The 25307-nt window shown below is 66.4% G+C and carries 22 protein-coding genes and 4 pseudogenes; 17 read left to right on the forward strand and 9 right to left on the reverse strand.

Annotation, left to right across the window (positions count from 1 at the left end):
- Nucleotides 1–661: 661 nt before the first annotated feature.
- The 5 genes from AL072_RS31940 (at nucleotide 662) to AL072_RS31960 (ending at nucleotide 5637) form a co-directional block, all read left to right on the forward strand.
- The gene (locus AL072_RS31940; protein ID WP_063840399.1) at nucleotides 662–1351 is read left to right on the forward strand and encodes a phage tail protein; all 690 of its coding nucleotides are present in this window, start codon (nucleotides 662–664) and stop codon (nucleotides 1349–1351) included.
- The gene (locus AL072_RS31945) at nucleotides 1348–1674 is read left to right on the forward strand and encodes a DUF6916 family protein (RefSeq protein ID WP_045585460.1); all 327 of its coding nucleotides are present in this window, start codon (nucleotides 1348–1350) and stop codon (nucleotides 1672–1674) included. Before AL072_RS31940 ends, AL072_RS31945 begins: the two co-directional genes overlap by 4 nt.
- Before the next feature lie 77 nt (nucleotides 1675–1751).
- A complete protein-coding gene (locus AL072_RS31950) occupies nucleotides 1752–2354 on the forward strand; it encodes a GNAT family N-acetyltransferase (RefSeq protein WP_045585461.1) in 603 nt (200 codons plus the stop codon).
- A 36-nt stretch (nucleotides 2355–2390) separates the two neighbouring features.
- Entirely contained in the window at nucleotides 2391–4265 is a 1875-nt protein-coding gene (locus tag AL072_RS31955; protein WP_052710407.1) for a DEAD/DEAH box helicase, read from the forward strand.
- Between the two features lie 10 nt (nucleotides 4266–4275).
- Nucleotides 4276–5637, forward strand: a complete 1362-nt coding sequence (locus tag AL072_RS31960; RefSeq protein ID WP_045585462.1) for a tetratricopeptide repeat protein — start codon at nucleotides 4276–4278, stop codon at nucleotides 5635–5637.
- Between the two features lie 31 nt (nucleotides 5638–5668).
- Here the strand turns inward: AL072_RS31960 and tnpA are convergent, their stop codons facing one another.
- Nucleotides 5669–6121, reverse strand: a complete 453-nt coding sequence (gene tnpA / locus AL072_RS31965) for an IS200/IS605 family transposase (protein WP_045585463.1) — start codon at nucleotides 6119–6121, stop codon at nucleotides 5669–5671.
- A gap of 39 nt (nucleotides 6122–6160) precedes the next feature.
- On the opposite strand from tnpA, the gene AL072_RS31970 reads away from it, so the two are divergent.
- The 6 genes and pseudogenes from AL072_RS31970 to AL072_RS34730 form a co-directional block, all read left to right on the forward strand.
- Nucleotides 6161–7393: an RNA-guided endonuclease InsQ/TnpB family protein gene (locus AL072_RS31970; RefSeq protein WP_045585464.1), complete on the forward strand. Its 1233-nt coding sequence runs from the start codon at nucleotides 6161–6163 to the stop codon at nucleotides 7391–7393.
- Between the two features lie 18 nt (nucleotides 7394–7411).
- Nucleotides 7412–8173 carry a hypothetical protein gene (locus AL072_RS31975; RefSeq protein WP_045585465.1) on the forward strand — a complete coding sequence of 254 codons (762 nt, stop codon included), beginning with the start codon at nucleotides 7412–7414 and terminating at the stop codon, nucleotides 8171–8173.
- A gap of 95 nt (nucleotides 8174–8268) precedes the next feature.
- Nucleotides 8269–8760 (forward strand): RT0821/Lpp0805 family surface protein, encoded by a 492-nt coding sequence (locus AL072_RS31980; RefSeq protein WP_045585466.1) that lies wholly within the window; start codon nucleotides 8269–8271, stop codon nucleotides 8758–8760.
- A 281-nt stretch (nucleotides 8761–9041) separates the two neighbouring features.
- Nucleotides 9042–9937 (forward strand): annotated as a pseudogene (locus AL072_RS31985) (IS630 family transposase); the annotation flags it as partial.
- A gap of 76 nt (nucleotides 9938–10013) precedes the next feature.
- A protein-coding gene (locus AL072_RS32000; protein ID WP_425388601.1) for an IS3 family transposase occupies nucleotides 10014–11173 on the forward strand; the annotation gives its coding sequence in 2 pieces (ribosomal slippage) (nucleotides 10014–10293 and nucleotides 10293–11173; 1161 coding nt in all).
- Nucleotides 11174–11230: 57 nt separating this feature from the next.
- Nucleotides 11231–11413 (forward strand): annotated as a pseudogene (locus AL072_RS34730) (IS630 family transposase); the annotation flags it as partial.
- On the opposite strand, the gene AL072_RS32005 reads toward AL072_RS34730, so the two are convergent.
- Nucleotides 11400–11726 (reverse strand): HipA domain-containing protein, encoded by a 327-nt coding sequence (locus tag AL072_RS32005; protein ID WP_245637108.1) that lies wholly within the window; start codon nucleotides 11724–11726, stop codon nucleotides 11400–11402. The pseudogene AL072_RS34730 and the gene AL072_RS32005 sit on opposite strands and share 14 nt — an antisense overlap.
- Nucleotides 11727–11749: 23 nt before the next feature.
- Here AL072_RS32005 and AL072_RS32010 point away from each other — a divergent pair, with 23 nt between their 5' ends.
- The 3 genes and pseudogenes from AL072_RS32010 to AL072_RS32015 all read left to right on the forward strand — a co-directional run.
- Nucleotides 11750–12277 carry a Mu transposase domain-containing protein gene (locus AL072_RS32010; protein ID WP_144428455.1) on the forward strand — a complete coding sequence of 176 codons (528 nt, stop codon included), beginning with the start codon at nucleotides 11750–11752 and terminating at the stop codon, nucleotides 12275–12277.
- Nucleotides 12278–12294: 17 nt separating this feature from the next.
- Nucleotides 12295–12447: pseudogene (locus AL072_RS35070) on the forward strand (ATP-binding protein); the annotation flags it as partial.
- Between the two features lie 137 nt (nucleotides 12448–12584).
- Nucleotides 12585–13424 (forward strand): annotated as a pseudogene (locus tag AL072_RS32015) (IS256 family transposase); the annotation flags it as partial.
- Between the two features lie 25 nt (nucleotides 13425–13449).
- Here the strand turns inward: AL072_RS32015 and AL072_RS32020 are convergent.
- Both AL072_RS32020 and AL072_RS33975 read right to left on the reverse strand, forming a co-directional pair.
- Nucleotides 13450–15810 (reverse strand): Tn3 family transposase, encoded by a 2361-nt coding sequence (locus AL072_RS32020; protein WP_052710409.1) that lies wholly within the window; start codon nucleotides 15808–15810, stop codon nucleotides 13450–13452.
- On the reverse strand, nucleotides 15693–16112 hold the full coding sequence (locus AL072_RS33975) for a DUF4158 domain-containing protein (protein ID WP_082109341.1): 420 nt from the start codon (nucleotides 16110–16112) through the stop codon (nucleotides 15693–15695). Before AL072_RS33975 ends, AL072_RS32020 begins: the two co-directional genes overlap by 118 nt.
- A 254-nt stretch (nucleotides 16113–16366) precedes the next feature.
- On the opposite strand from AL072_RS33975, the gene AL072_RS32025 reads away from it, so the two are divergent.
- Nucleotides 16367–17677 carry an IS701 family transposase gene (locus AL072_RS32025; protein WP_045585470.1) on the forward strand — a complete coding sequence of 437 codons (1311 nt, stop codon included), beginning with the start codon at nucleotides 16367–16369 and terminating at the stop codon, nucleotides 17675–17677.
- Nucleotides 17678–17764: 87 nt separating this feature from the next.
- Here AL072_RS32025 and AL072_RS32030 read toward each other — a convergent pair whose 3' ends face one another.
- Nucleotides 17765–18142, reverse strand: coding sequence for a DUF4158 domain-containing protein (locus AL072_RS32030; protein ID WP_045585471.1), 378 nt, complete (start codon nucleotides 18140–18142; stop codon nucleotides 17765–17767).
- 209 nt (nucleotides 18143–18351) lie between these two features.
- Between AL072_RS32030 and AL072_RS32035 the strand changes: the two genes are divergently transcribed.
- Together AL072_RS32035 and AL072_RS32040 are read left to right on the forward strand one after the other, a co-directional pair.
- Entirely contained in the window at nucleotides 18352–18963 is a 612-nt protein-coding gene (locus AL072_RS32035; RefSeq protein ID WP_045585472.1) for a recombinase family protein, read from the forward strand.
- Between the two features lie 561 nt (nucleotides 18964–19524).
- Entirely contained in the window at nucleotides 19525–21576 is a 2052-nt protein-coding gene (locus AL072_RS32040; protein ID WP_158511119.1) for a glycosyltransferase, read from the forward strand.
- Here AL072_RS32040 and galE read toward each other — a convergent pair.
- The 4 genes from galE to hisH form a co-directional block, all read right to left on the reverse strand.
- Nucleotides 21552–22592 (reverse strand): UDP-glucose 4-epimerase GalE, encoded by a 1041-nt coding sequence (gene galE / locus AL072_RS32045; protein ID WP_082109343.1) that lies wholly within the window; start codon nucleotides 22590–22592, stop codon nucleotides 21552–21554. The two genes, AL072_RS32040 and galE, sit on opposite strands and share 25 nt — an antisense overlap.
- A 125-nt stretch (nucleotides 22593–22717) precedes the next feature.
- Nucleotides 22718–23902 (reverse strand): N-acetyl sugar amidotransferase, encoded by a 1185-nt coding sequence (locus tag AL072_RS32050; RefSeq protein WP_045585473.1) that lies wholly within the window; start codon nucleotides 23900–23902, stop codon nucleotides 22718–22720.
- On the reverse strand, nucleotides 23899–24687 hold the full coding sequence (gene hisF / locus AL072_RS32055; RefSeq protein WP_045585474.1) for an imidazole glycerol phosphate synthase subunit HisF: 789 nt from the start codon (nucleotides 24685–24687) through the stop codon (nucleotides 23899–23901). The genes AL072_RS32050 and hisF overlap by 4 nt, the downstream gene beginning before the upstream one ends.
- On the reverse strand, nucleotides 24687–25307 hold the full coding sequence (gene hisH, locus AL072_RS32060; RefSeq protein ID WP_045585475.1) for an imidazole glycerol phosphate synthase subunit HisH: 621 nt from the start codon (nucleotides 25305–25307) through the stop codon (nucleotides 24687–24689). The genes hisF and hisH overlap by 1 nt, the downstream gene beginning before the upstream one ends.

The raw sequence follows: 25307 nt of genomic DNA on the forward strand, positions 1-25307 counted from the left end.
AATTGTGACATTTTCCGAAACAGATGGATCTTCCCCTGCCAAGCCGATAATTTTGCAACCAATACGGCCCGGCCGGCGGCATGGGCTTCGGTCCGAAGGCGTGTGCGGCGCGGCATTGGCCGCCGCGGCCGAGGTCAACGAGGCGGGGGCAATAGGAAGGGCATCGGGAGCAAGTCTATATATCGATGAGCAACGATCATCCACGCCATCTCCGCGAAGGCAGGATCCAATGCGAGCATCCGCGAGCCACATGAATCTTTTGCGGAACAGTGGCTACGCCGCCGCAGATTCTGCTCACGCTGGCTTCCCGCTTTCGCAGGAATGCCGGGGTTAGCTGTTTACTTTCACTATATTATCGACCCGCGGCATATGGGCATGCGCGATGCGTCTTCGTGGGGATGACGGAATGGCGGGGGTGATGGTGGACCGTTCCGCCCGTTTCGACAAAACCCAGAAAGTTGTGTCGAAATGCGACTTATAATCCAATGAGATAACAATAGAGCGCAAATTCCCTTATTTGGAGAGGCTCATAGATTGCATTGACTTCTAAGGGATTTGATATTATTGAAGACTCGGACGGAGAGTATTTCATAAACTATTTTCTCCCATCCATTGCCGTTCCTGTAAATAATCAACTTTAAGGAGAAACGCCGTGGATCCGATGCTTGGCATGATATTCATGGTTCCCTGGAACTGGGCGCCGTACAACTACCAGCTCTGCCAGGGCCAGACCGTCACCCTCCAGCAGTACGAGGCGCTCTATTCGCTGATGGGCACGGTGTTCGGCGGCAACGGCAGCACCAACTTCAACCTGCCGAACCTGGCGGGGCGCGCACCGATCGGCACCGGCGCCATGCCCCCTTACAGCTACACCCTGGGGGCCAACGGCGGCAGCGTGGCCACGACCCTCAGCGGGCAGAACCTGCCGGCCCACAACCATGGGGCAACCTTCATCCCCACCATGGGCCAGCAGGTCGTCAGCATCCCGGCGACGACCGGCAATCTGGGCGTCGGCGTGACGATCAACGCCACCGGCAACGCCGGCACCAAGGCGACCCCCCAGACGGGCTTCAACCAGTTGGGCCAGGTGTCGACCGGGACCGGCGCCCCCTCGCCGAGCGCCCTGCTCTATGCCGCGCCCGCCGGCACGCAGGTCCCGCTGGCCGGCGTCAGCGCCTCGCTCACCGGCACTGCCGGCAGCGGTGCTGCCACCGTGACGATCAACGCCGTCACCGGCGGCACCGTGGTGACGGGGCCGGCCGGCAGCGGCACGGCGTTCTCCAACATGCAGCCCTATCTGGCGCTGAGCTTCGTCATCGCCATGAACGGCCTGTATCCGGACCGGCCGTGACCGAGCTGCGCGCCCTGTCCGCCGCCCTCTTCGGCCCCCACCTGAACACCGTCTTCACGATGGTGTCGGAAGAGGGGCTGGAGATCGCCGCCACCCTGGTCGCCTGCAACGAACATCCGCGCAACACCATGCGCGGGACCTTGCGGACGGCCTTCGACCTGCTGCTGGAATGCCCCGCGGAAGAGGTGCCGCACTTCAACGGCGCCTCCTTCACGATCGGCCATCCGGCAGTCGAAAGCTTCGGCCCCGTCTATGTGGAGCGGATCAATCCGGCCACCCCCGCCGGGGCTGACACGGCGGTGTTCCAGATCATCTTCAACTGACGCCGCGGCCCGCCGCCGCTCCGCCACCGGGGCGGCGGCGGACCGTCCGGCGTTCCGAACCAGGGATTTGCCGACGCATGGCCGGTTTCGCCGGATCCTTTGCCCTGCCGGGCAACCTGTCGCTGCGCTTCGCCGCCCCCTCCGACGAGACCTTCCTCCTGGAGCTGTTCATCGAGGCCCGCCCCTGGCTGTCGTGGGCGGAGGGCGACCGGGACTTCCTGCGCTCCCTGTACGAACAGCAGTACAAGGCGATGCGCGCCGGGCAGGAGGCGATCTATCCCGAGCATGTCGACCTCGTCATCGAAAAATCCTCCGACCGGGTGGGGCGGCTGGTGATCGACCTCGGCCGTGCCGACTGGCGGGTGTCTGAACTCCAGATCCTGGCAAGGGCGCGGGGCAAGGGCATCGGCTCCGACGTGCTGCGCGGCATCCAGGCCGCCGCCGCCAGCATGCTGGCGCCGATCACGCTGTCCACCCCGATCGCCGGCTCGCACGGGCGGCAGGTCTACGAACGGCTGGGCTTCCGCGTCACCGCCGTCGATCCTCCGCATTTCCACATGGCCTGGGCTCCGATGGGCCACCCGCTGCACGCGGCACTCAGCGCGATCCCGGTGACCGCCGATCCGCTTGCCGGCTTCGCTCCTTCCGGCATGCCGGCCTCCCCGGGCGCCCCGGCCTGACCGCCGGCCCGCTCGCCCGCTCGCCCGCTTGCAGCCGTGAGTCTCCCGTCCTCCCGTCCTCCGCCCCGGTTTCCCGTCGACGCCGTCCTGCCCGGCCTGTTCGATGTCCTGCGCCGGCACGGCGGCGCGGTGCTCCAGGCGCCGCCGGGCGCCGGCAAGACGCTGCGGATTCCGCTGGCTCTGCTGGAGCAGCCCTGGCTGCCTGGCCACCACATCCTCGTGGTGGCCGCCGACGGGCTGGCCGCCCGCGCCGCCTGCCTGCGGATGGCCGCCCTGCTGGGGGAGGAGCCCGGCGTTACCGTCGGCTTCCACACCCTGTCGGGCGGCGTGGCCGGCCCCCGCACACGGATCGAGCTGCTGCCGGCCGCCTTGTTCCTGCGCCGCATCCAGGATTCCCCCGAGCTGGCGGATGTCGGCGCAGTGCTGTTCGACGGCCTCGACGGACAGCGCAGCGATGGCTTTCCGGGTGACGGCCTGCTGGGTGCCGCCTTCGCGCGGGAGGCACGCGAGGCGCTGTGCGGCCGCACCCTGCTGCTGGTGATGACAGAACCGATGGAGACGGCCCCGGCTTCCCTGGCCGCCCTGCTGGGCGGCGGAACCGGCCCGGTCCCCGTGGTGACCTGCGCCGCCGCCGGCTTCCCGGTGGAGATCCGCCCCATCGAGGCTTCCGTGCCGGGGGCCGCCTTGGAGAGCGCCTTGGAGACCGCAGTGGCGACGGCGGTCCGGCGCGCCCTGCGGGAGGAGCGCGGCGGCGTGCTGGCCATCCTGCCCGACGGTGGTGCGGTCCGCCGGGCCGCCGCCCTGCTCCGGGAGGCGGGGGAGGTCGGTCCGGACATCCTTCTCCTCTCGCTGTGCGACGAGGCGGCGTCCGACCTGCCGGCCGCCGTCGCCCCGGCACCGCCCGGCCTGCGCAAGCTGGTGCTGGCCACGCCGTCGGCCGAGGCGGGGCTCGGGATCGCCGATGTCCGCATCGTGGTCGATTGCGGCCTGACCCGGCTGCCGTGCCACGACCGCAACCGGGGCATGGCATACCCGCTCATGCTGCCCGCCGGCCGGGACGCGGCGCAGCGCCGGGCCATCGCCGCCGGCCGGCATGAGCCGGGGGTCTGCTACCGTCTTTCGCCGCCCCGTGTTTTGCCGGAACCGTCCGCCTGCGACCCGGCGGCGCCAGCGGCGGCGGCGGCGGAACTGGCCTTGGAACTGGCCGCGTGGGGGGAAAAGGACGCCGGCGCCGCCCTCGGCCCCGGCGCCGCTGGCGCCGCTGGCGCTCAGGCATCCTCCCTGCTCGTCCTGCTGGGAGCCATCGGCGCCGACAGGGCGATCACCCCGCTGGGGCAGCGCATGGCCCGGCTCGGCCTGCCTCCCCGGCTGGCCCGCCTGATCCTGTGCGGGGCGGACATCGGCTTGGGCGGGCTCGCCTGCACGGTGGCCGCCCTGCTGGCGGAACCGGACCATCCCGGCGGCGGAGACGGCACCGACCTGCGGGAATGGGTCGACCGGCTGCTCGCCGCGGAAGGCGAGGGGGCCTGCGACACGGATCGCGACTTGCCGATTCTGGTGCGCGCGCAGGCCTGGCGGTGGCGGATCGGCATTCACCAGCCGGTGGACCGCGCCGGCTGCGACCGCATCGGGGAACTGCTGGCGCTCGCCTATCCCGACCGCATCGCCCGCCGCCGACCGGCCGCCCCTGGAGCCATCGAGGAGGGCGCCCCGGTGCGTTACGGCTTGGCCGACGGCAGCTTCGCCCGCCTGCCGGCTGGCGATCCGCTGGCGGCGGAGGCGCGGCTGGCGGTCGCCTTCCTCGATGACACCAGGGTCGATGACACCAGGGGCGGCCCTGCCGACGATCCGCGGATCGCCTTGGCGGCCGCATTGCCCGAACCGGACCCGCAGCGGGATGCCAGCCCATGAATGCCAGCCCATGACCATGCACCCGTTCCAGCCACAGCCTGCCGCCACCCTCGCGGAGGTCTGGCGGCTTCTGGTCGAGCACCCCGGCGATCCCGACCTTCTGAACTCGCTGGGCGTCCTGCTGGACCGGGAAGGGAAGCGCGAGGCGGCCCTCCTGCATTACCGCCGCGCCCTGGCCGTCGCCCCCGACCATGCCGTGGCCTGGAGCAACCTGGCCATCGTCCTGGCGACGCAGGGCCGGCACGCCCGGGCCATCGCCTGCGCCCACGTGGCGGTGGCGCTCGCTCCCGACAACCCGACCGCCTGCCTCAACCTGACCGCGGCGCTGTACAGGTCCGGTGACTTCGCGAGCGATCTCACGGTGCTGGACCGTCTGGTCCGCCTGCAGCCGGACAATCCCAGCCTGACCTGGGGGCGGGCGCAGGTCCGCCTGCACCAGGGCGACTATGCGCGAGGCTTCGTCGATTACGAGGGGCGCTACTGGCTTCGGGAATATCATTACCGCATCCACCGCGGACCGCGCTGGGACGGCGGGCCGCTGGACGGGCGCTTCGTCATGGTGACGCTGGAGCAGGGCTTCGGCGACACGCTGCTGATGGCCCGCTACCTGCCGATGCTGAAGGCGCGCGGCGCGCGGCGTGTGATCGTCGAGCTTCGCGACGAGCTGCGCCGCCTGTTCGCGCCGATGGACGGGGTGGACGCCTTCATCGCGGAGAATGCGGCGCCGACGCCGATCTACCACGTCCACAGCTCGATCATGAGCCTGCCGCTGCATTTCGGCACCACCATCGACAGCGTGCCGCCGCCGGTGCGCCTGACCGTCCCGGACGAGGCGCGGGCCAAGGCCGCGCGGCTGCTGGGACCCGACGATGGCCGGCTGAAGGTCGGCATCGTCTGGTCGGGCAGCGCCGCCTTCACCGACAACGCGATCCGCGCCACCTCGCTGGAGCGCTTCCTGCGTTTCGCCGGGATCCCCGGCGTCCGCCTCTACAGCCTGCAGAAAGGACCGCCGGAGGAGGAGCTGCGCGCCCTTCCTCCCGGCACGCCGATCACGGCACTGGGGCCGGAACTGGACGATTTCGCCGACACGGCGGCGGTGGTGGAACGGCTCGACCTGGTCGTCATGACCGACAGCTCGGTCGCCCATCTCGCCGGTTCGCTGGGGGTGCCGGTGTGGGTCCTGCTCCAGCATGTGCCGTACTGGGTCTATGGCATGTCCGGTGCGACGACCCCCTGGTATCCGTCGATGCGCCTCTACCGCCAGGGTCCCGAGGAGGAGTGGGAGCCGGTGTTCGACGCGGTCGAACGGGATCTGCGTGCCCTGGCCGCGCGCCGGGCGGCGGCCCTGTCCGAGCCCTGCTGCAATCCTTGATCCAAAATTCTAGCGCCGCAAACCCAATCTTTTAGGGTCGGGACAGGCGCATTTTTTCTCTTTTCCCGCTACCGTTTGGTTCTTCACGCTGCTTCTCAATGTATTGCTTCACGATCTCCAGCGGAGCGCCGCCGCAAGACGCGGCGAAATAGGACGGACTCCAGAGATGGTCGCCCCAGAGCCTACGCTTCACTTCCGGAAAGTTCTGTTGCCGTAAGCGACGACTGGACACGCCTTTGAGGCTGTTCACCAGCCTGGAAAGCTGGACGGTGGGCGGATATTCAATGAGCAGATGCACATGGTCATCCTCACCGTTCACCTCCTTTAGCGTCACGCCGAACTCGGCACAGACACCGAGGAAGGTGTCCCGAAGGGCGAGATGGGCGCGATCGGTGAAGACGTCACGCCGGTACTTGGTGACGAAGACCAAATGGACGTGGAGCGCACATACCACACTTCTACCCCTACGATATTCGGTGTTCATGCCCTTTCCCCTGTCCAGCAGACCTATTATACTGTCAGCATGAAGGCTCTGAAGGCATACCGCTACCGCGTGTACCCAACCCAGGAACAGGAAATGCTGTTCCGGCAGACGGTCGGGTGCTGCCGGTTCGTCTACAACCTGTGCCTTGAGCAACGACGCCTGGAGTGGCACCGCAGCGATCCGCGCCGCCTCAGCAGCTACGACCAGATCAAGGACCTCCCGGCGCTGAAGATGGAGGCGCCGTTTTTGCGCGACGTGCCGAACCATCCGCTTCAGCAAGCGATCATCGACCTGGACAAGGCGTTCAAGAATTTCTTTGCAGGACGCACCGCCTATCCGCGATTCCGCAAGCGCGGCGACCGCGACAGCTTTCGCTACCCGGACCCGAAGCAGGTCAAGATCGAACCGAACCGCATCTTCCTGCCCAAGGCCGGGTGGGTGGCATGGGTGCGGCATCGCCCGCTGGACGGGGTGCCGAAGACCGCCACGGTCAGCCGGGAGGCCAACTGGTGGTTCGTGTCCATCCAGTGCGAAATCGACGTGGCCGACGCGCGTCCAAATTTGGCACCGGCGGTCGGCATCGACATGGGCATTGCCAAGCCGATGATGCTGTCCACGGGCGAAGCTGTCCTGCTGCCGCGCACCACAGACCAAGAGCGCCGCCGGCTGGCGGCGTTGCAGCAGCGGGTTGCCCGCCGGGGGACAGGATCGCGCAACCAGCAGAAAGCCCGTCTGGCCGTCGCCCGGTTCCAGGCGCGTCTGGCGCGGCGGCGCAAGGACGCCGCGCACAAGGCGACGACGAGGATTGCCAAGAACCACGGCGTCATCGTTGTCGAGGATTTGAAGGTGCGCACCATGACGGCAAGCGCAGCCGGAACCTTGGATGAGCCGGGACGCAACGTCCGGGCCAAGGCCGGACTCAACCGCTCTCTGCTCGACGTGGCCCCGGCGCAACTCCGCTCCATGCTGGACTACAAAGCGGCATGGCACGGAAGTCGCGTCGTCGCCATTCCTGCCGCCTATACCAGTCAGCGGTGCTGCCGATGCGGTCATGTCGATGCGGACAACCGTGTCAGCCAGTCGGTGTTCTTGTGCCAAGCCTGCGGGCACGTCGAAAACGCCGATCTTAACGCCGCAAAGAACATTCTGAGGCTTGGCCTCGCAACCGGAGGACCTCCGGAGTTGGCCTGCGGATCGAACCGGGCGACCGGTCGCAAACAGGAACGCCGCGTCGCGAGGCGCGGAAGCTCGGCCCTTCAGAGCCGAAAGTAGTCACGAAGAGAGACATCGATGTCCCAGACCATGCCCGTCCTGTTCCAGACCGACCTGTTCATGCCCACCTACCAGCCGCGCGAGGGCGCCAACTGGTTCCTGTCGGTGTCGCCCCTCAATCTCGGCGTCGGCTATTGGAGCGGCGGCGTCCTCATGCAGAACATGGCGGTCCTGGCGCGCAAGGAGGCCGAAGGGCGCTCCAGCACCTGGATGTCCCTGTCGGCCCGCGAGGTCGAAAGCCAGGAGCTCGGCTGCCGCGCCGCCGTCGGGGATACAGTGGTGATGGGGCTCGGCATGGGGTGGGCGGCGGCCAACACCGCCTTGCGGCCGGAGGTGACGCGGGTCACCGTCATCGAGCAGGATGCGGAGGTCATCGGGCTGATCGACGAGCTCGGCATCTTCGCCCAGCTGCCGGCGGAGGCCGCGGCGAAGATCGTGGTGGTCCAGGGCGATGCGCTGACCTACACCCCGGCCACCCCGGCGGACACGCTGCTGGCCGACATCTGGATGCCGCTGAACGGCCCGGGCCGGGTGGCGCAGGTCCAGCGCATGACCGCCAACACCGGGGCCGGCCGCGTCTATTTCTGGGGCCAGGAGATGGACATCGCCCGCCATGCCCGGGCGTTGGGGCTGGGGCTGGATCCGCTGGATGGGGCCGGTCTCGCCCGTGTCCTCGGCGAGTTCGCCCTGCCGCTGATCGGCCCGGAGCTGCCGGCCTATCCGGCGATGATCTCGGAAGCCGCGAGGAAGTGGCTGAAGGACGTCGACGACGCTCCCTGACGGCGCTGGGGAAGGGCAGGAACGGGCGGCTGCACAAACGGCGCCGCCTGCGCTATAACCGGTGGGACAACCCTCGGAAAAGAAGAGAGCCTCCGATGCGTGCCCACACCAGCTTCCCCCGGATCGCAGCCGTCGCGGTGCTTGCGCTGTCCACCACGCTGGCCGGCTGCCAGACCGGCTCGATGGGCACCAAGGAGGGGTTCGGCACCGTCGGCGGCGCCGTCGCCGGCGGCCTGATCGGCTCGCGCTTCGGCGGCGGTTCGGGCAAGCTGGTGGCGGTCGGCATCGGCACGCTGCTGGGCGCCTTCGCCGGGCGGGAACTCGGCGCTTCGCTCGACCGCGCCGACCAGGTCTATGCCGACCGTGCCGCGACCCAGGCCTACAGCGCCCCCATCGGCCAGCGGATCAGCTGGAACAACCCGCAGTCCGGCAACCAGGGCGTCATCGTGCCGGTGCGCGACGGCTATGACGGCTCCGGCTCCTACTGCCGCGAGTTCCAGCAGACCATCGTCGTCGGCGGCCGCACCGAACAGGCCTTCGGCACCGCCTGCCGCCAGTCCGACGGGTCTTGGAAGATCGTGGGGTAGGACAAAGAGGGGAGAAGGCCGGGAACCGGGGCTCGGCCGCGCTTTGGACACTGCTTCAGCCAGCCGATCGTCAACCCCGGTCCGGAGAGCGGAGTTTTACAACCGCCGCAGCCAGGCGTCCGGCCGATGGGTGGTGTTCCGCTCCAGCCCGCTTCCATTGAAGGGCCAAACCGGCGTTTCATACCGCCTCCAGAAATTTCTGACTCGCGTTGTGTCGCAGGGGATTGAGGCTGCGGCTTTGGTGTGATTCGCTGTCCGCTCTATTCAGCGGGCGAGCGGGAATGCCAGCGATAGCGATCCGACAGGACATCTCTGTCTGCGAGTTGCGCCGGCAGGCCCGATTGGAGGAGGACGGGCGGGTGGCGGCGCGTCTTCTGGCGATCGCCGCCGTGCTGGACGGTCACAGCCGGGCCCACGCCGCGCGCTTGGGCGGGATGGACCGGCAGACCTTGCGCGATTGGGTGCATCGCTTCAACGCCGAGGGCGTGTCCGGCCTGCGCGACCGTTCGCATAGCGGCCGGCCCCGCCTGCTGGCCGACGAGCTGCGCCCGGAGCTGGCGACGCTGATCGCCGCAGGTCCCGACCTGGAGCGCGACGGCGTGGTCGAGTATCGGCTGGCCCACATCCAAGACTTGGCCAAGCGCCACTTCGGTGCCGACTACAGCCGGGGCGGCATGCACAACGTGCTCCAGCAGATGGGGCTGTCCTGGCAGACCCCGCGCCCGATCCACCCCAAGACCGATCCCGCGGCCCAGGAGGCATTTAAAAAAACTTCCCCGACCAACTCGCCGCCATCGCCAAGCGCCACCCCGGCAAGCGGCTGGAGGTCTGGTTCCAGGATGAAGCCTGGGTCGGCCAGAAGGGGACCCTGACCCGGCTGTAGGCGCCGCCCGCCCGGGTGCGTGCCGTGCGCGATCATCGCTTCAAGTCGGCCTACATCTTCGGCGCCGTGTGCCCGCAGCGCGACGCCGGCGTCGCCTTGGTGATGACGCGCGTCAGCACCGAGGCGATGACGCTGATGCTCGCCGAGATCAGCCAAGCCGTGCCGGACGAGGGGTACGCCGTCGTTCTGCTGGACGGAGCCGGTTGGCACATCGCCAATGAGTTGGAGGTGCCGGCCAATCTGACTTTGCTGCCGCTGCCGCCCTACAGCCCCGAACTCAATACCATCGAGCGCTGAGCTGGTCCCCGTATCCTGGACAAGTCCGTTGGCTCTGGTTCTGATGTCGCCGACGCGAGAAGGACCGGACGAGATGAGCAAGGGCACGCGCCGCAATCATGGAGCGGCGTTCAAGGCGAAGGTGGCGCTGGAAGCGCTGCAAGGGGAAACGACGGTTGCGGAGATTTCCGCCAAGTACGGGATTCACCAGACGTTGGTGAACGAATGGAAGCGCCAGCTTGTGGACGGCGCATGCGGCGTTTTTGAGAAGGGCGGCGGCCGGGCCGAGAAGGCGACGGAAGCGGTGACCGACGAGTTGTACAAGCAAATCGGTCAGTTGAAGGTCGAAAACGATTTTTTGTCGCGCAAGCTCGGTCGTTGAGCCGGGCGGAGAAGAAGACGATGATCGACCCGACGCACCAGACGCTGTCGGTGACGCGGCAATGCGGGCTGTTGGGGCTAAGCCGCTCCACCTTGTATTACAAGCCGGTCAACGACAACAGCGAGGATCTGGCCATCAAGGCGCTGATCGACCGGCAGTTCCTGGAGACGCCCTATTACGGCTCGCGCAAGATGACGGCGTGGCTGCGGCGCCAGGGGCAGAGCATCAACCGCAAGCGGGTCCGCCGCCTGATGCGGGAGATGGGGCTGGCGGCGATCTGGCAAAAGCCGAACACCAGCAAGCCGGCTCCCGAGCACCGGGTGTGGCCGTATTTGCTGCGCCATCTCGTCATCGACCGGCCCAACCAGGTGTGGACGGCCGACATCACCTACATCCCGATGCCCAAGGGCTTTTTGTACCTGGTGGCGGTGATGGACTGGCACAGCCGTAAGGTGCTGGCGTGGCGGCTGTCCAACACCATGCACGCCGATTTCTGCGTCGCGGCGCTGGAGGAGGCGATCACCCGGTTCGGGACGCCGGACATCTTCAACACCGATCAGGGCGCCCAGTTCACCGGTTCCGCCTTTACCGGCGTGCTGGAGGCCGCCGGGATCCGCATCAGCATGGACGGCAAGGGGCGCTGCATGGACAACATCTTCATCGAGCGCCTGTGGCGCAGCCTGAAATACGAGGACGTCTATCTGCGCGCCTACGCCACGGGCACCGAAGCCCGTCAGGGCATCGGCCGCTGGATCGACAGCTACAACCGGTTGCGCCCCCATCAGGCGCTCGGGTACCAAACCCCCGACGAAATTTTTTCCGCGCCGCGGGTGCCGGGGCTCGCCCCGGCACCCGCGGCCGTCGCCGCATAGAAAACAACCAACCGACCATCGGTCAGAGCCAACGAACGCTATTCCGCCGTCCAGCCCGTGGGGGCCAGCTCACGCCTCTGGCAGGTGATGCGGGAAACCGTCCTCTCGCACCGCCTGTTCACCGACACAAAGCACATTATCGACGCCTGTTGCCGCGCCAGGAACTCCCTCATCAACAAGCCTGACCGCATTCAATCAACCTGTGGTTATCCGTGGGCCACACAGGTCAAAACTTCATGAACTTGGTATGAAGGTGGAGCCGGCCGGCCGGACCGACACGGTCGAACCGCTGCGCTGCGAAGTAGGCCGGCGTCTTCGGGCTTCCGCTCGGCAGCAGACAGGTGGGCGGCAGGGTCAAACCGGCGGCGCGCGCCATCCCGGCATAGGCCTGCTCGATCGGACCGATGTCCGCCGGATCGTCCTTGCCGCGGAACTTCACCAGCCAGTGCGACCAGCCCTCCGGCGCCACCAGGGCGCCATGGATCAGGGCGCCGCTCTGATCGTCGCGGCAAACCACCGCCTTCGGCCGGGCGCCGCCGGGGGAGCCGCCCACCCGCAGCAAGGTGGGGAAACGAGGTGATCGTCTGGGCCCAACAGACGTCGCATCCAGAGGATAAGAGCCGGACGGTGTGGGAGGTGTTCCAGGCGGAGCGGCCGGCGCTGATCACCGTGAGCGATCCTTTCGACGGCTTCCACGAGGCCACGCTCAGCGGCTCGAAAACCTGCCTCATCCACTTTGACCGCAACCGCTACAGCGTGGCCGCGGTCGCCGCCGGCAAGCCGGTGCAGGTCCGCGCCTACGCGACACGGATCGTGGTGTGGTTCAACGGCGCGATCGTCGCCGAGCACCCACGGGCTTTCGGGCACGGCCACACGCGGTACAATCCGCTGCACTACCTGCCGGTTCTCGTCCGCAAGCCGGGGGCGCTGCGCAACGGGGCGCCGTTCCGGGACTGGGATTTGCCGCCAGCCCTGGCGACGGTGCGGACCCGCCTGGGCCGCGGCGACGACGCTGACGCTGTCCATCGAGCCGGCCGCCGACTGCGGGCGCTACGACCGCCTGCGCGCGGTGCGGGAGGGCTGCCATGGAACGGCATGAGCTGATGGCGCTGATGGCCGAGCTCAGCCAGTTGTACTCGCAGACCTCGGTGTTGATCACCACCAACTTGAGCTTCGCTGAATGACCGACGGTGTTCGCTGGCGACGCCAAGATGACCACCGCTTTGCTCGACCGGCTGACACATCACTGGGTCGTGTCCCACGAGGTGGTGTAGGAGCTGTGGGGAACCGGCCCGCCGCAGCGCCCTCTGATGGCTGGCGTAGGCGGGCCGGTTATCCACAGCGGGCGGTCATCGTGGTTCTTCGGTAGAGTCTGGTCACCACAACACAACCTCCACCGAAGGTGACCACGATGACCGACGAGATGATGGCGCTTCGCGCGATGCTTGAGAAGGGCGCGGATGCCGATGTTCTGCGTGAGATGATCGGCTTTGCCGCCGAGCGCCTGATGGAGATGGAAGTTCAAGGGCTGACCGGCGCCAGGCATGGCGAACGCTCGGCCGAGCGTCTGGTCCAGCGCAACGGCTACCGGGACCGCGATTGGGAGACCCGGGCCGGCACCGTCGAGTTGCGCATTCCTAAGCTGCGCAAGGGCTCCTACTTCCCAGGCTTTTTGGAGCCGCGGCGGATGGCCGAGAAGGCGCTGACGGCGGTGAACCAAGAGGCCTACATCCAGGGAATCTCGACACGCTCGGTGGACGATCTGGTCCAGGCCATGGGGATGTCGGGCATCTCCAAAAGCCAGGTCAGCCGGCTGTGCGAGGAGATCGACGAACGGGTGAAGACCTTTCTTGGCCGTCCCATCGAAGGCGATTGGCCCTACCTGTGGCTGGACGCCACCTACGTGAAGGTGCGCCAGAACGGGCGCATCGTCTCGGTGGCCGTCACCATTGCCGTGGCGGTCAACACCGACGGCCGGCTCCCAGCGAAGCTCCGCTTCGCCTGCCGCCGTCAGCGCAAGCAAAGCTTGCGCGAGAGGCGCGAGGTGCTGGGCATGGACATCGGCCCGTCGGAGGCCGAGACCTTCTGGATCGAGTTTCTGCGCAAGCTGAAACGCCGGGGGCTGAACGGCGTCAAGCTGGTGATCTCCGACGCCCATGGCGGCATCAAGGCCGCCGTTACCCGCGTCTTCCAGGCGACGTGGCAACGCTGCCGCGTGCATTTCTCCAGGACCGCGCTTGCCCACGCGGGCCATGGTAACGATTCCTTCCACGAATTCACACATGGCCGGATAGCACGCCGGGAAGCCGCCCTTGGGCCGGGCCCGAACCCGGCGCCGCAGCCTGTCCGTCGGCGGGCAGGGGCGCTGGGACGCGGGTGAAGTCGAGCGTGTAGTTCCCGAAGCGGTTGATGTGTTCGGTCTGGTATGGGCTCAGGCCGGCCAGGGCTTCCTCCTCGACAGCAACGCCCTCGGCCGCCAGTTGGTCGAGGGATCGGGTCATCGAGACAAGAGTGTGGAAGATCAGCAGGTTGGCCACCAAGTGGTTGTACTTGATGAGCTTGCGCTGCTCATCCCGCACCCCCTCGGTGATCAGCCCGCTTTCGCCGAAGGCGACCCACTGGACGTATTTGTTGAACAGCTCGCTCTTGTTGGTCACCGCCTGAATCAGGTGGCGCAGTTCGAGCGAGGACAGGAATTTCAGCAGGAAGATCGTCCGGACCACCCGGCCCAGCTCCCGGAAGGCGAAATACAGCTTGTTCTTGCGGCTGTAGGTGCTGAGCCGGCTCAGGATCGTCGAGGGCCGGATCCGCCCGGCCTTGATCGAGACGGCGACGCGCAGCATGTCGGGCAGCATAGCTTCGATCAGGGTCCAGTCCACCGTGGCGGTGAACAGGCTGTCGATGTGCGGGTAGTGGGTGTCCTTGTCGGGTCGGTAGAAATGCAGGTCCTGCCAATTGCGGATGCGCGGCATCAGCTGGATGCCGAGTAGATAGGCCAGGCCGAAGATCGGGGCGCTCTGGCCCTGGGTATCGGCATGGAGGGTGTCCGGCTGAATGGCCGACCGGTTGTCGCTGACGATGTCCAGGATCGCGTTGCCCTCCCACGCTCCGCAGGCCATGAAGCGGGAGTACAGCGCGATGTAGGTGTCCGAGACCAGATAGTAGCCGATCCCGCCATAGCCGCCGTAACGGATGTGGTACTCGGACATCAGGCTTTGCGGGTGGAGATCCCACTGCGTCCCGTCGCCCGAGGCCGAGCGCCCGCTCCCCCAGTGCCGCGGCAGACGGAAACCGGCGTACGCATCGATGACGGTGGCGATCGCTGCGTCGAGGGCCTCCTCGGTGACGTGGCGCTGGTTGAGGAAGGCGATCTGCCGCCGGTCCAGCGTCTTCATGGCCCGCGCCGCCTGCGACGGACCCAGCTTGCAGCCGTAGCAGAAAGCGGTGGCGAGGTAGCGCTCCCGCGGCTGGTCGATCTTGGCATCGAACCCGGAGACCGGGCCGAAGTGGCGGGTCCAGTTCAGCCAGTGCTCGGTGTCGGCCAGGGCGTCGATGAGATCGATCGGCGTCAGCCGTTCCTTCAAACTGCGCTCCAGCGCGGCCGCACCGGCGATTTCGGGTTGGGCGCGCAGGCGTTTGAGGGTCGGCTTGCCGTTGGTGATCACAACATGCTCGTTGGCGGGAAAGCCGGCATCGACGGCCTTGGCCGTGGCGGACAGCTGCTCCCGGAGCGCGGCGACGATGGCGGTCGGGGTGGTCGGCAGACCGGCCTGCTCGGTGTAGGTGGCCATCTCCCGCCGGCAGGTTTCCCACGGCACCAGCTGGTCGCGGTAGTCGCCGTAGGTGTCGCTGCCGGGGATGCACAGATCCCCCGACTTGAGTTCGATCATCGCCTGGGTGAACACGCACAGCTCGAAGAGCTGGCGGCTCACGGTCGCCGGCGCCGGATCGCGGGTCTTCTGTCCGGCCACCAGAGGCCACCATGACGGAGGCACGAAGGACAGGTCGATCCCGGCGACGCGCAGCGTGGGCCGGCGCCGGTCGCGATGCGCCAGCACGAAGGCGATCGCTTCTTCCAGGCTGCGGTCCTGCGAGGTCGAGGCGAGAGGCACGGCCGCCAGGAACCGCAGGAACAGCCGGCGTTGACCGCGGGCGAAGCGGGCCAGGAAGGGAAGATGGCCGTGCTCGGTCGTGGAGGTATGCGCCGCGCACCGCTCCAGGATGCCGTCGGCATCGGGCAAAAGCAGCGCCTCGACTTTGGCCAGCCGCTGCTCCGGTGGCTCTTCGCTCTGGCAGGCCATCACGGTGTCGCGCAGCAGCGCGATCAGAGCCTCGGCGTGCCCGAACCGCTGCAATTGCTCGGCGGCCAGGGCTTCCTTCGCGCGGGCGTGGGTTCGCTGCATCTGCCGAACGAACATGTCGGCGAGATCGTCGAGGGTCCGGGCGATCTGGCTCTGCAGCAGCGCCGCCATCAGGGTCAGCCGCTTGGCCTCGACCATGTCGGCCAGGACGTTGGCGGTCAGGGTGCGCGCCTCGGCGGCAAAGCTGCGGACTTTGGCGGCCGGGAGGGAGGCGAACACTGCGGTGCCGGCGCCCTGCGCCCGCAGCCAGTCGAGATGGTGCAGGAAATCCCGCATGTGGTGTGTGGCGTCGACCGCTTCGGTTCGGCCTTCACCCGGTCCCAGGCGGTGCGCGCCTGACCGGGCGGCAGCGTCAGCAACTCGTTCAGGCGCCGGCGTGCCTCGGTCGGCAGGGTATTGGCGATGTGCCGGTGGCAGTCCCGGTTTGCCGCAGCACGGGCCGCGGTGGCGATCTTCGCCAGAGTGCCGAAAGCCGGCAACTCGAAGCGCCGGCGTACCAACTCCTCGATCACGGCGTTGATGATGTCGGCGACGTCGTCGCGCATCCGGGCGGCTTCGGCGGCCGCCGCCTGCGCCACGGTGCGCGCTAGCAGGGTGCGGAAAAACCATTTTGCTGCTGCGGTCGGGTTCTTTCCGGCAATCTCGCGTCAAGACCTTGCAAGATACCACCAGTATCTTGCTTCGGCCTTTCCTAATCTTGCCGAAAATCCCCCTCCCTCGCGACGCAAAAGCCTTTTTCCGCACCCTGCTAGTTCTACTGTGTCATAAAATCTGGAATGGTACAGAGGTTCGTTGTAATAAGGGGATTCATGCTTCGTTCATGAGAGGCGGTATGGCTCGCCTTGGCACCGCAGACGGCATTGAATCACGGTTCGCGGCGTATGTCGAGCGCTTGGCGCCGGCTTTAGGTCACGCTGATCGCGCGGCGCCATTTCGTGCCTATTGCACCGGATTGATCCTTCCAGGCGAGCGCAAGAGCGTCGAGCCGATGGCGGCGCGGGTGGAGCCGGAACGTGTCGGCGCCGCCCATCAGTCCTTGCACCATTTTGTTGCCAAGGCGGCCTGGGACGATGCCGCTGTGCTGGCCGGGGTGCACGATCTGGTTTTGCCGGCGCTGTTGGAACGCGGCCCGGTCCGCGCCTGGATCATCGACGATACTGGCATGCCGAAGAAGGGGCGCCATTCCGTTGGCGTGACGCGCCAGTACTGCGGCCAGATCGGCAAGCAGGACAATTGCCAAGTCGCCGTGTCGCTGTCGCTGGCAACCGACCACGCCAGCCTTCCCGTCGCCTTCCGGCTGTACCTACCGGAGACATGGGCCGGCGACGCGGAGCGCCGGGTGCGGACCGGCGTCCCGGACGGGGTCCTCTTCCAGACCAAGCCCGCCATCGCGCTGGACCAGATCCGCACGGCCATGGCGGCGGGTCTGCCGCCGGGCGTGGTGCTGATGGACGCAGGCTACGGCAACGACACCGCCCTGCGCGAAGGCGTGACCGCGCTGGGGCTGACTTACGTCGCCGGAGTCCAGTCCTCGCTGACCGTCTGGCCGCCCGGTGTGGAGCCGCTGCCGCCCAAGCCGTGGAGCGGCAAAGGGCGGCCGCCGAAGCTCCTACGCCGCGCCCCTGGACATGAACCGATCTCGGTAAAGGCTCTGGCCGAAGGGTTGGCGCCGGAGGCTTGGCGCTCCGTGACGTGGCGGGAAGGCACGAACGCGCCGCTGACCTCCCGTTTCGCCGCCGTTCGCGTTCACGCCGCGCACCGCGACGAGGAACGGGCGGAGCGTCGCCCGGAGGAGTGGCTGCTGATCGAATGGCCCGAGGACGAAGAGAAGCCGACCAAGTCCTGGTTGTCGACACTGCCGGAGACAATGTCGCTCGACGACTTGGTAGAGACCGTCAAGTTGCGGTGGCGCATCGAACGCGATTACCTCGAACTCAAACAGGAACTCGGCCTCGGCCATTATGAGGGCCGGGGCTGGCGCGGATTCCACCATCACGCGACGCTGTGCATCGCCGCCTACGGATTCCTGATCAGGGAACGGGCGGCGATTCCCCCCTCAGCACCACCTCGCTCCGGGCGCCTCCAAGCGCCTAACCTTCCCGAAAGCTTCCGACCCCGCGGGGCCGCCGCCGACGCGCCCTGAGCGCCACGTCCCGACCTCAATCGCCACCCTGCGCATCGCAATCGCCAGAATGCTCGCCAGAACCCTCCAGCGATGTCCATGCTGCCATCAATCGCGAGCTTTATGACACAGTAGAACTAGGCGGCCGAAGGCGGCGACCCCGGCGTACTCCCGGACCAAGCTGGTCAGCCGGCTGCGATAGGTGGAGGTCTGGTAGTCGGCGAGCACGGTGGCGGGGTTGGTCAGGCCGGGGACCGCGTCCGCCACATGCTCGACGATGACGGGAGGGATGTCTTCGAAAGCGACGAAGTACCCGAGCCGCTGGAAACTCTTGAGCAGAACGAGCAGAGCCAGCCGCACGCCATCCTGGCGGGCGCGGCGGCGAACGAAGGCGATTTCCGCCGGCGTCGGCGTGAAGCGCGCCACCTCCATCGCGGACGTATTGATCTCCAGACGAGGGTAGGCGGTGTCGCTGACCAGGGGCATGGGGGACGAGACTCACGACAAACACCTCTTTGTCGTGAGTTCCAGACGCAGCGCATCATTCGATGCCGACCGCGCCATCCGCTTCACGAGAAAGCCGGAGAAATCTATTGCCGAAAACCCTTCCTCCGGCAAAGGTTATCGGGAGGAGCGGAGGTTGTGTCCCCAACACAGACCGCGCCGGACGCCGTGACCGGCAGACGGAGGGCACCATGGCAGCAATCGGGTATGCCCGGGTTTCGACACGGGAGGACCGTCAGGTTCTGGACCGTCAACGCGATGCCTTGCAGGTGGTCCCCTGCTCACGGATTTTCGAGGACCGGACAAGCGGTTTCCATGCCGAGCGTCCCGGCCTAACCGCCTGCCTGGACTACCTGCGCCCCGGTGATGTTCTGGTGGTGCTCGACCTTGATCGGCTCGGCCGTCGGGCGCGCGACCTGATCGGGCTGGTCGAGGACCTGGAGAAGAAAGGCATCGCCTTCCGGGCGCTGAACACGCCGATGGACACCAGCACTCCGGCCGGCCGCGCCTTTCTGCAGATCCAGGCCGCCTTTGCAGAAATGGAACGCAACCTGATCCGGCAACGGGTCCAGGAAGGCCTGATCGCGGCCCGTGCCCGTGGCCGCCAGGGCGGACGACCGCGCATCATGACGGTCGAGCGCTTGCGTTACGCCCAGCACCTGATGGCCGACCAGACACGCAGCATTCCCCAGATCTGCCGCGAGCTGGGCGATATCCCCTCAAGCACGCTCTACCACTACCTCCACGCCGACGGCACTCTCAAGGAACCGGGGTGCCGATTGCTGGAAATCGTGAAGCTGTAGAGGCTTGTCGCCACCGGCATCGACTTGGCGGGCGCATTTTCGGACCGACCGGGCCGATGTGTGAATTCGTGGAAGGAATCGTTACCGTGGCCCTACATGACGCTGGAAACCATCGCCCCGCTCGGCGATGATCCCCTCGTCAGCCTGCCCGCCGTGGCTGCCTGACCATCCGGCCAGACAAGCCGGAGAACATGATGAGCGACCCAGGTCCTACACCACGCTCAGGGGCACGATCCATCACTGCGACATCCTGGAAACCGGCAACGAGAGCTGGCGGTTCAAGAACCGCTCCTGATCCAAAGCCTTCCCCCCGTCCGTTGCCCAGGGGGGCCCACAGGCCCCTCCCGTGGACTCCCTGGACAACGAGTTCTGCAACCGCAAGCGTGGCTGGAAATTGGAAGCCGATTGACACCGTCGATCGCCTGTGGACGCGTGCCGAGCTTCTCCGGGCTACTGTCCCAACTCCGGTTCGCCGAAGGATAGCCATGGCGGAACATCGAGCAGGTCAGCTATTCTTTGGCTTCAAGGAATGGAATGGCGTGGCCCGGTATGCGAGTAGCGTTGCTGAACACCTTCGATACCAATGGCGGAGCAGCCCGCGCGGCGTACCGGCTATTTCAAGGGTTGGGGCGCATCGGGATCGATCGAAAGTTGTATGTGTCGCGACAAGACGATCCACACCCCGATGTCGTCGTCGTCCGTCCGGAGACACCGGCGGAGATCGCGGACTGGCAGGAGCGTGAAGCGGCGATACGCGCTGAGGAGGCCGCATACCCAGCTCTCATACGGCCTTTTTCACCGTTCCATTCCGAGCGTGCGGCCCGTGCCGAGTTGTTGGAACGGCGATTGATGCCCGCCGATGTCATCAACCTTCACTGGACCCGTGGTCTTGTGGATTGGAGCCATTTCCTGGCAGCCCGTCCGGCGGACGTGCCTCTGGTCTGGACGCTGCACGACCAGCATGCCCTAACCGGAGGTTGTCACTACACCGGGGACTGCGTAGGGTTTACAAATCGCTGCGGATGCTGCCCCGTTTTGGAGTCCAGAGATCGCGACGATCTGTCGGCCCATGTGCTGGCCCGCAAGCGCGCGGCCTTGGCGTTCTTCACGGGGCCACTGCATGTGGTGACCCCCAGCCGCTGGCTCGCCGATCAGGTGCGGCGCAGCGCCCTGTTCCAGGACCGCCCGGTACATGTCATCCCCTATGGCCTCGACAGCGATCGGTTCCGTCCGCGCAATGCCGGTGCCCTGCGCGACCGGCTGGGGATTGGGCGCGACGCCCTCGTGCTCCTGTTCGTCGCCCATGACCTGACCGATTCCCGCAAGGGGTTGGATATGCTGCAAGAGGCGCTTCGTGCGGTTGCGTGTCCCGACGGCTGTGTCCTGGTTTTGGTCGGCCAGGGAACGGTCTCCCATTCGGCTGGGGTGCGGGTGGTCGAAGCAGGCGCCGTGACGAACGACGACGAGATGGCGATGTACTACAGCATGGCGGATCTGCTGGTGGTGCCCAGCCGACAGGACAACTACCCCAACACCGCGTTGGAGGCCCTGGCCTGCGGCACTCCGGTGCTGGGGTTTCCGATTGGCGGTCTTATCGATCTGGTGGGCGGGACCGAGCGGGGGTTTCTCGCGACCGGAGACAAGGCGGGAGATCTGGCCCGCGCCCTGGCGGACACGGTGTCTGATCGCCGACAACTGGAACTCCGGGGGCATGCCGCCCGGGACTTCGTAAAGCGCGAGTGCACCCTAGAGCGCCAAGCCGAACGCTACGCCACCCTGTACGCTGAACTCCATGCGTCGGCCACGGTAAAGCCGAGCCGACCTCAACCCGAACGGCGGCCCGGCGGGAGCATGGTGGACCGACGCGATGCCATCCTGTCGCTGACTCCGGCCCATGGGGGCATGTCAGTCACCTCCTATGGCGTCTGGGATTTCATTTTCCGCACCCAGGCGGAGCAGGGCATTGCCGGCGACGGACTGGAGATCGGGGTGTTCCGCGGCACAGGCGCTGCTGCCATCTGCCTGAATCTGCGGGCGGGCGAACGTTTTTGTGGCATCGACCGGGACCTGGACCGGGATGGGGTGCTGGCCAATATCGCCGCCGCCGGCTGCAACGGGACGGCCCGTATCGAACTCCTGGCCGCCTGTTCCCGTCACGTTCGCCGGCAGGGGCTGGCGGACGCATACAGGAGCAGCTGCCGCTTCCTGCACATCGACGGCGAGCATTCTTATGACGCCGTGCGCAGCGACCTTGATCTATGCATTCCGCTGATGACCGATGGCGGCGTCATCAGCGTGGACGATTTCTTCAATCCAGATACCGTTTGCGTAACCCATGCAGTATTCGACCATTTGCGCGACCGGCCGCACGACATACGGTTGTTCCTGTGCGGCGGTGGCAAGGCTTATCTGTGCGCGCCGCGGGACCTGCGGGCATGGCGCGCAGCTTGCCTGGACCGGCTGGTCCCCTTCTTGGATTCTGTGCACGGAACTGCGGTGCGTCTGTCCAAGAACAGCCACGCCTGGGAGTTGGACTATCTGGGACTCGCGCCGCGTGGCGACGGCGCTCCTTATCAGGAGATCGGCCGTTATCGGGACACGCCGCCTGCATGAAGGGCGCAAGGGGTGGTCTCGACCGCCCCTTCGGTCATGGCTGGGGACCGTTGGCGCATCCAAGCATAGGCGGTCGTGACTGTGTCGGCGATGTCGGTGACCGTCGGTGCCCAACCCAGCGTCTTCCGCGCCATGGCCGCGTCGGCCACGAGGATCGCCGGATCGCCGGGCCGTCGCGGCAGCAGCCGGTGGGGAACAGCGCGGCCGGTCACCTGCTCCACGACCTCCAGCAACTGCAGGACGGACGTTCCGCGTTCCGTCCCAAGGTTGAGCGCGACGCTCCGGCCACCGTCGCGGAGATAGTCGAGCGCACGGACATGGGCATCGGCAAGATCGCAAACATGGATGTAGTCCCGGACCGCACTGCCGTCCGGCGTTGGGAAATCCGTGCCGTAGACATCGAAACATGGAATCCGGCCATCCACCGTCATGAGCAGAAGCGGAATGGCGTGTGTTTCGGGATCGTGCAACTCTCCGATCTCTCCATCGGGATCGGCCCCCGCGGCGTTGAAGTAGCGCAACACGACCGAGGCGATGTCGTAGGCTCGGCTATAGTCGGTCAGAACGTGCTCGACCATCAATTTGCTGGTGCCGTAGGGGGTGATGGGGCGTTGAGGATGGCTTTCGGTCAGCGGCACGACATCCGGAATGCCATACGTCGCGCAGGTGCTGGAGAACACCAGCATCTTCACGCCGTGCCGGCGCATTGCGTCGAGCAGCGTCAGGCTGCCAGTAACGTTGACGTGGTAATAGGGGCCAGGATTGCTCATCGACTCGCCGACATATGCGAGAGCCGCGAAGTGCATCACGCAGTCCGGCCGATACCGCTGGAACACCCGGTCCAGCGCAGTGGCGTCCGAGACATCTCCAATCTCCAGCGGTCCCCATCTTACCAACTCGCGCCGCCCACGGCTGAGATTGTCGAAAACGACGGGTTCGTGCCCGCGGCGCGCCAGCTGCTTGCACACATGGGAACCGATGTAGCCTGCCCCTCCTGTGACCAAAACACGTGCCATTTCACCGCCTGCGATTACGCTGCCGCATCATGAGGATGGTTGTCGCGCGCTGCCGTGCGCACAAGACTATGCGACACCTGCCAACAAAGCCTTAAACACTCCGGCGGCAGACGGTCCATCCGATCTCATTCAGGCACCGGGCACGCCGCCGACTCCCAGATGTTGCGCTTGATCCATTGACCATCAGCCTTCCGGCCCCAGACCCGCGGGCTGCGAAAGCGATCAGCGATCCCATCGAACCATTCCTCCGTCCGCCCCACATAGTCCAGCCAGAAATCGAGATCCGAGGGGCGAACCTGATCGTACTTGCGAACCATGGCGATTCCCTGCTCACGGCTCATGTAGCCGTCGCGGATGTCTTTGCAGGCGTGGTCTGTGCCGCGGCCATAGCCGAACTTGATGTATTTCATGAAGTCATGTGCACCATTCTCGTATCGGTCATCCAGGTTGGACATGGTGCGGTAGGTGCGGTCGAACGCGACAGGGGAGGGTTGCCAGCCATAGCGCTCGGTCACCAGCTTGGAATGAGCGTTGGCATCCCAGCGGTCATAGTTGCCGATGTAGATGCCGCGCGTGCCATTGGCCACGATCTCCTCGTCGGACGGGTACTTGAAGCACTCAAGCTCCCCCTCCTCAACGGGGTCCTCTTCGTCGCCCACGAAGTCGTGCCAGTCGAACCCGCGCAATGCCATGTCCTTACGCCAACGGGCCGTGAACTCGGGATAGTCGTTCACCGACAACATACCGCCGACCAGTGTCCAGCCGTGCTCGCCATAGAACACCAGCTTGATGCCCATCCGGGTGGCGATCTTCATGGGAAGAGTCTGGATGCCCGCATGAGCGTGCCAGTTCATGTCCCCCGTCTTGCGGAAGCCCAACCGGTTCATGCGGATCAGCATGTCTACGGAGGGGCTTACGACAAGATGGTCGGTCTTGAAGACCTCTTTCATGCGCATCAGGTTGCGCCAGCCGGTTTCCAGATAGTTGTTGCCGTTGTAGGTCACCAGAAGTGGTCGCAAGCCCAGCTTCTCGGTGACGAAATGGGTCTGGAAATAGCTATCCTTGCCACCCGACACGCCGATCACGCATTCATAGCCGGACGGTCGGCGATAGGGTTCCACCAAGTCCAGAAGTTCCTGCAGCCGAGCGTCCCAATCCAGTTGGCTGCGCAGTCGGTGCACCCGGCATCCCGAGCAGACGCCGTTCCGGTCGAATGCCATAGGAAGAGCGGAGCTTGCGGGATAGACGCAGTGCGTGCACCACCGAAGCGCCGGCGGTTCCGTCGGACAGGGAATGCCCTCTTGGGTCATCGGATATCCTCCAGGTGGCTGCGCAGGAAAGCCTTGGCCACGGGATAAGCGTTTTCCTTGAAGTGGAAGATGTTGCCGGCCGCCACGGCCATTGCGGGGGTTTGGCTGAGCACGGCCAGGAAATGGTCGTTGCGCCCAGCACCGCCGCAGGCGATGACAGGAATGGAAACGGCGTCCGCGACGGCGGCGATGGTGTCGAGGTCGAAGCCGCCGGCCATGCCGTCCCGGTCCATAGCGTTTAGCAGGATCTCGCCCGCGCCCAGATCCTGGGCCCGTCGAGCCCAGGCGACTGCATCATGACCGGTGTATTGGATGCCTCCCCCGGTGAAGACCCGCGCCTTGCCCTCCAGTATCCGGTAGTCGATGCTCGCCACCACCGCCTGCGATCCGAAGGCGCGCGCCGCATCCGTCACCAGGTCGGGCGATTGATCGAGGGCGGTGTTCAGGGTCACCTTGTCCGCCCCGTTCTGGATGCGCAGCACAACATCTTGCAGCGTGCGGATTCGGCCGCCGAAGGTCAGCGGCATGCAGCACTGTCCCCCGACGCGGTTGATAAAGTCCAGCACCGTGGTCACCGGCGCGTAACGGTAGTCCAGGCGGTGGTGGTCAAAGCGCGATGCCTCCTCCCCAATGTCCAGAACGACCAACTCGTCAACGTCCCACTGCGCCATCCGCTCCACGTGGGCCACGGGGTCGCCGATGAAATTGTGGATCGCGAAGTCCTCGCTGCGCACCATCCAGCCGTCCTTCAGGTACAGCACCGCGATCAGCCGCCGCTTGTGCATCACCCGTCCTCCAGGAAGCGGGCCAGCAGATCGGCTCCCGCGGCCGTGCTTTTCTCCGGATGGAATTGGACGCCCAGGATGGCGCCGCGCCGCACGGCCGACACGAACGGCCCGCCATACTTCGTGGTAGCGGCAACGAAATCGGCGGGGCAGTCCATGGCGTAGGAATGGACGAAGTAGAAGTCCCGCCCGTCCAACGGGCCGAACAGCGGGTCGTCCGGGTGACAGGCCCGCACCGTGTTCCAGCCCACATGCGGAACCCGAAGGGTTGGGTTGCCGGCGCCCAACCGCACAACCCGGCCTGGGATCCAGCCCAAGCCCTGGTGGCTGCCGAACTCCTCGCAGGCGTCTGCCAGCATCTGCATGCCTACGCAGATGCCCAGGAACGGGGTGCCGCCCCCCAGCACCCGGTCGGCCAGAGCAGTGTCGAGACCGGTCTCACGCAGGCGTTGCAAAGCCGTTCCGATGGCACCGACACCGGGCAAGATGATGCGGTCGGGAGCAAATGCCATGAGGGCCACTCCGTCGGTCACCCGCTCGGCCGTCGCCGTCAGTCGCCGGCAAGCGTTCAGCACCGACTGGACATTTCCGATGCCGTAATCGATCACCGCGACGCGCAT

The sequence above is a fragment of the Azospirillum thiophilum genome, assembly GCF_001305595.1.
Taxonomy (GTDB): Bacteria; Pseudomonadota; Alphaproteobacteria; order Azospirillales; family Azospirillaceae; genus Azospirillum; species Azospirillum thiophilum.

Coding starts and splice junctions, on each gene's coding strand:
- AL072_RS31940 (WP_063840399.1), top strand. CDS start 662: ATGCTTGGCATGATATTCATGGTTCCCTGGAACTGGGCGCCGTACAAC.
- AL072_RS31950 (WP_045585461.1), top strand. CDS start 1,752: ATGGCCGGTTTCGCCGGATCCTTTGCCCTGCCGGGCAACCTGTCGCTG.
- AL072_RS31960 (WP_045585462.1), top strand. CDS start 4,276: ATGACCATGCACCCGTTCCAGCCACAGCCTGCCGCCACCCTCGCGGAG.
- tnpA (WP_045585463.1), bottom strand. CDS start 6,121: ATGAACACCGAATATCGTAGGGGTAGAAGTGTGGTATGTGCGCTCCAC.
- AL072_RS31970 (WP_045585464.1), top strand. CDS start 6,161: ATGAAGGCTCTGAAGGCATACCGCTACCGCGTGTACCCAACCCAGGAA.
- AL072_RS31975 (WP_045585465.1), top strand. CDS start 7,412: ATGTCCCAGACCATGCCCGTCCTGTTCCAGACCGACCTGTTCATGCCC.
- AL072_RS31980 (WP_045585466.1), top strand. CDS start 8,269: ATGCGTGCCCACACCAGCTTCCCCCGGATCGCAGCCGTCGCGGTGCTT.
- AL072_RS32020 (WP_052710409.1), bottom strand. CDS start 15,810: ATGCGGGATTTCCTGCACCATCTCGACTGGCTGCGGGCGCAGGGCGCC.
- AL072_RS32025 (WP_045585470.1), top strand. CDS start 16,367: ATGGCTCGCCTTGGCACCGCAGACGGCATTGAATCACGGTTCGCGGCG.
- AL072_RS32030 (WP_045585471.1), bottom strand. CDS start 18,142: ATGCCCCTGGTCAGCGACACCGCCTACCCTCGTCTGGAGATCAATACG.
- AL072_RS32035 (WP_045585472.1), top strand. CDS start 18,352: ATGGCAGCAATCGGGTATGCCCGGGTTTCGACACGGGAGGACCGTCAG.
- galE (WP_082109343.1), bottom strand. CDS start 22,592: ATGGCACGTGTTTTGGTCACAGGAGGGGCAGGCTACATCGGTTCCCAT.
- AL072_RS32050 (WP_045585473.1), bottom strand. CDS start 23,902: ATGACCCAAGAGGGCATTCCCTGTCCGACGGAACCGCCGGCGCTTCGG.
- hisF (WP_045585474.1), bottom strand. CDS start 24,687: ATGCACAAGCGGCGGCTGATCGCGGTGCTGTACCTGAAGGACGGCTGG.
- hisH (WP_045585475.1), bottom strand. CDS start 25,307: ATGCGCGTCGCGGTGATCGATTACGGCATCGGAAATGTCCAGTCGGTG.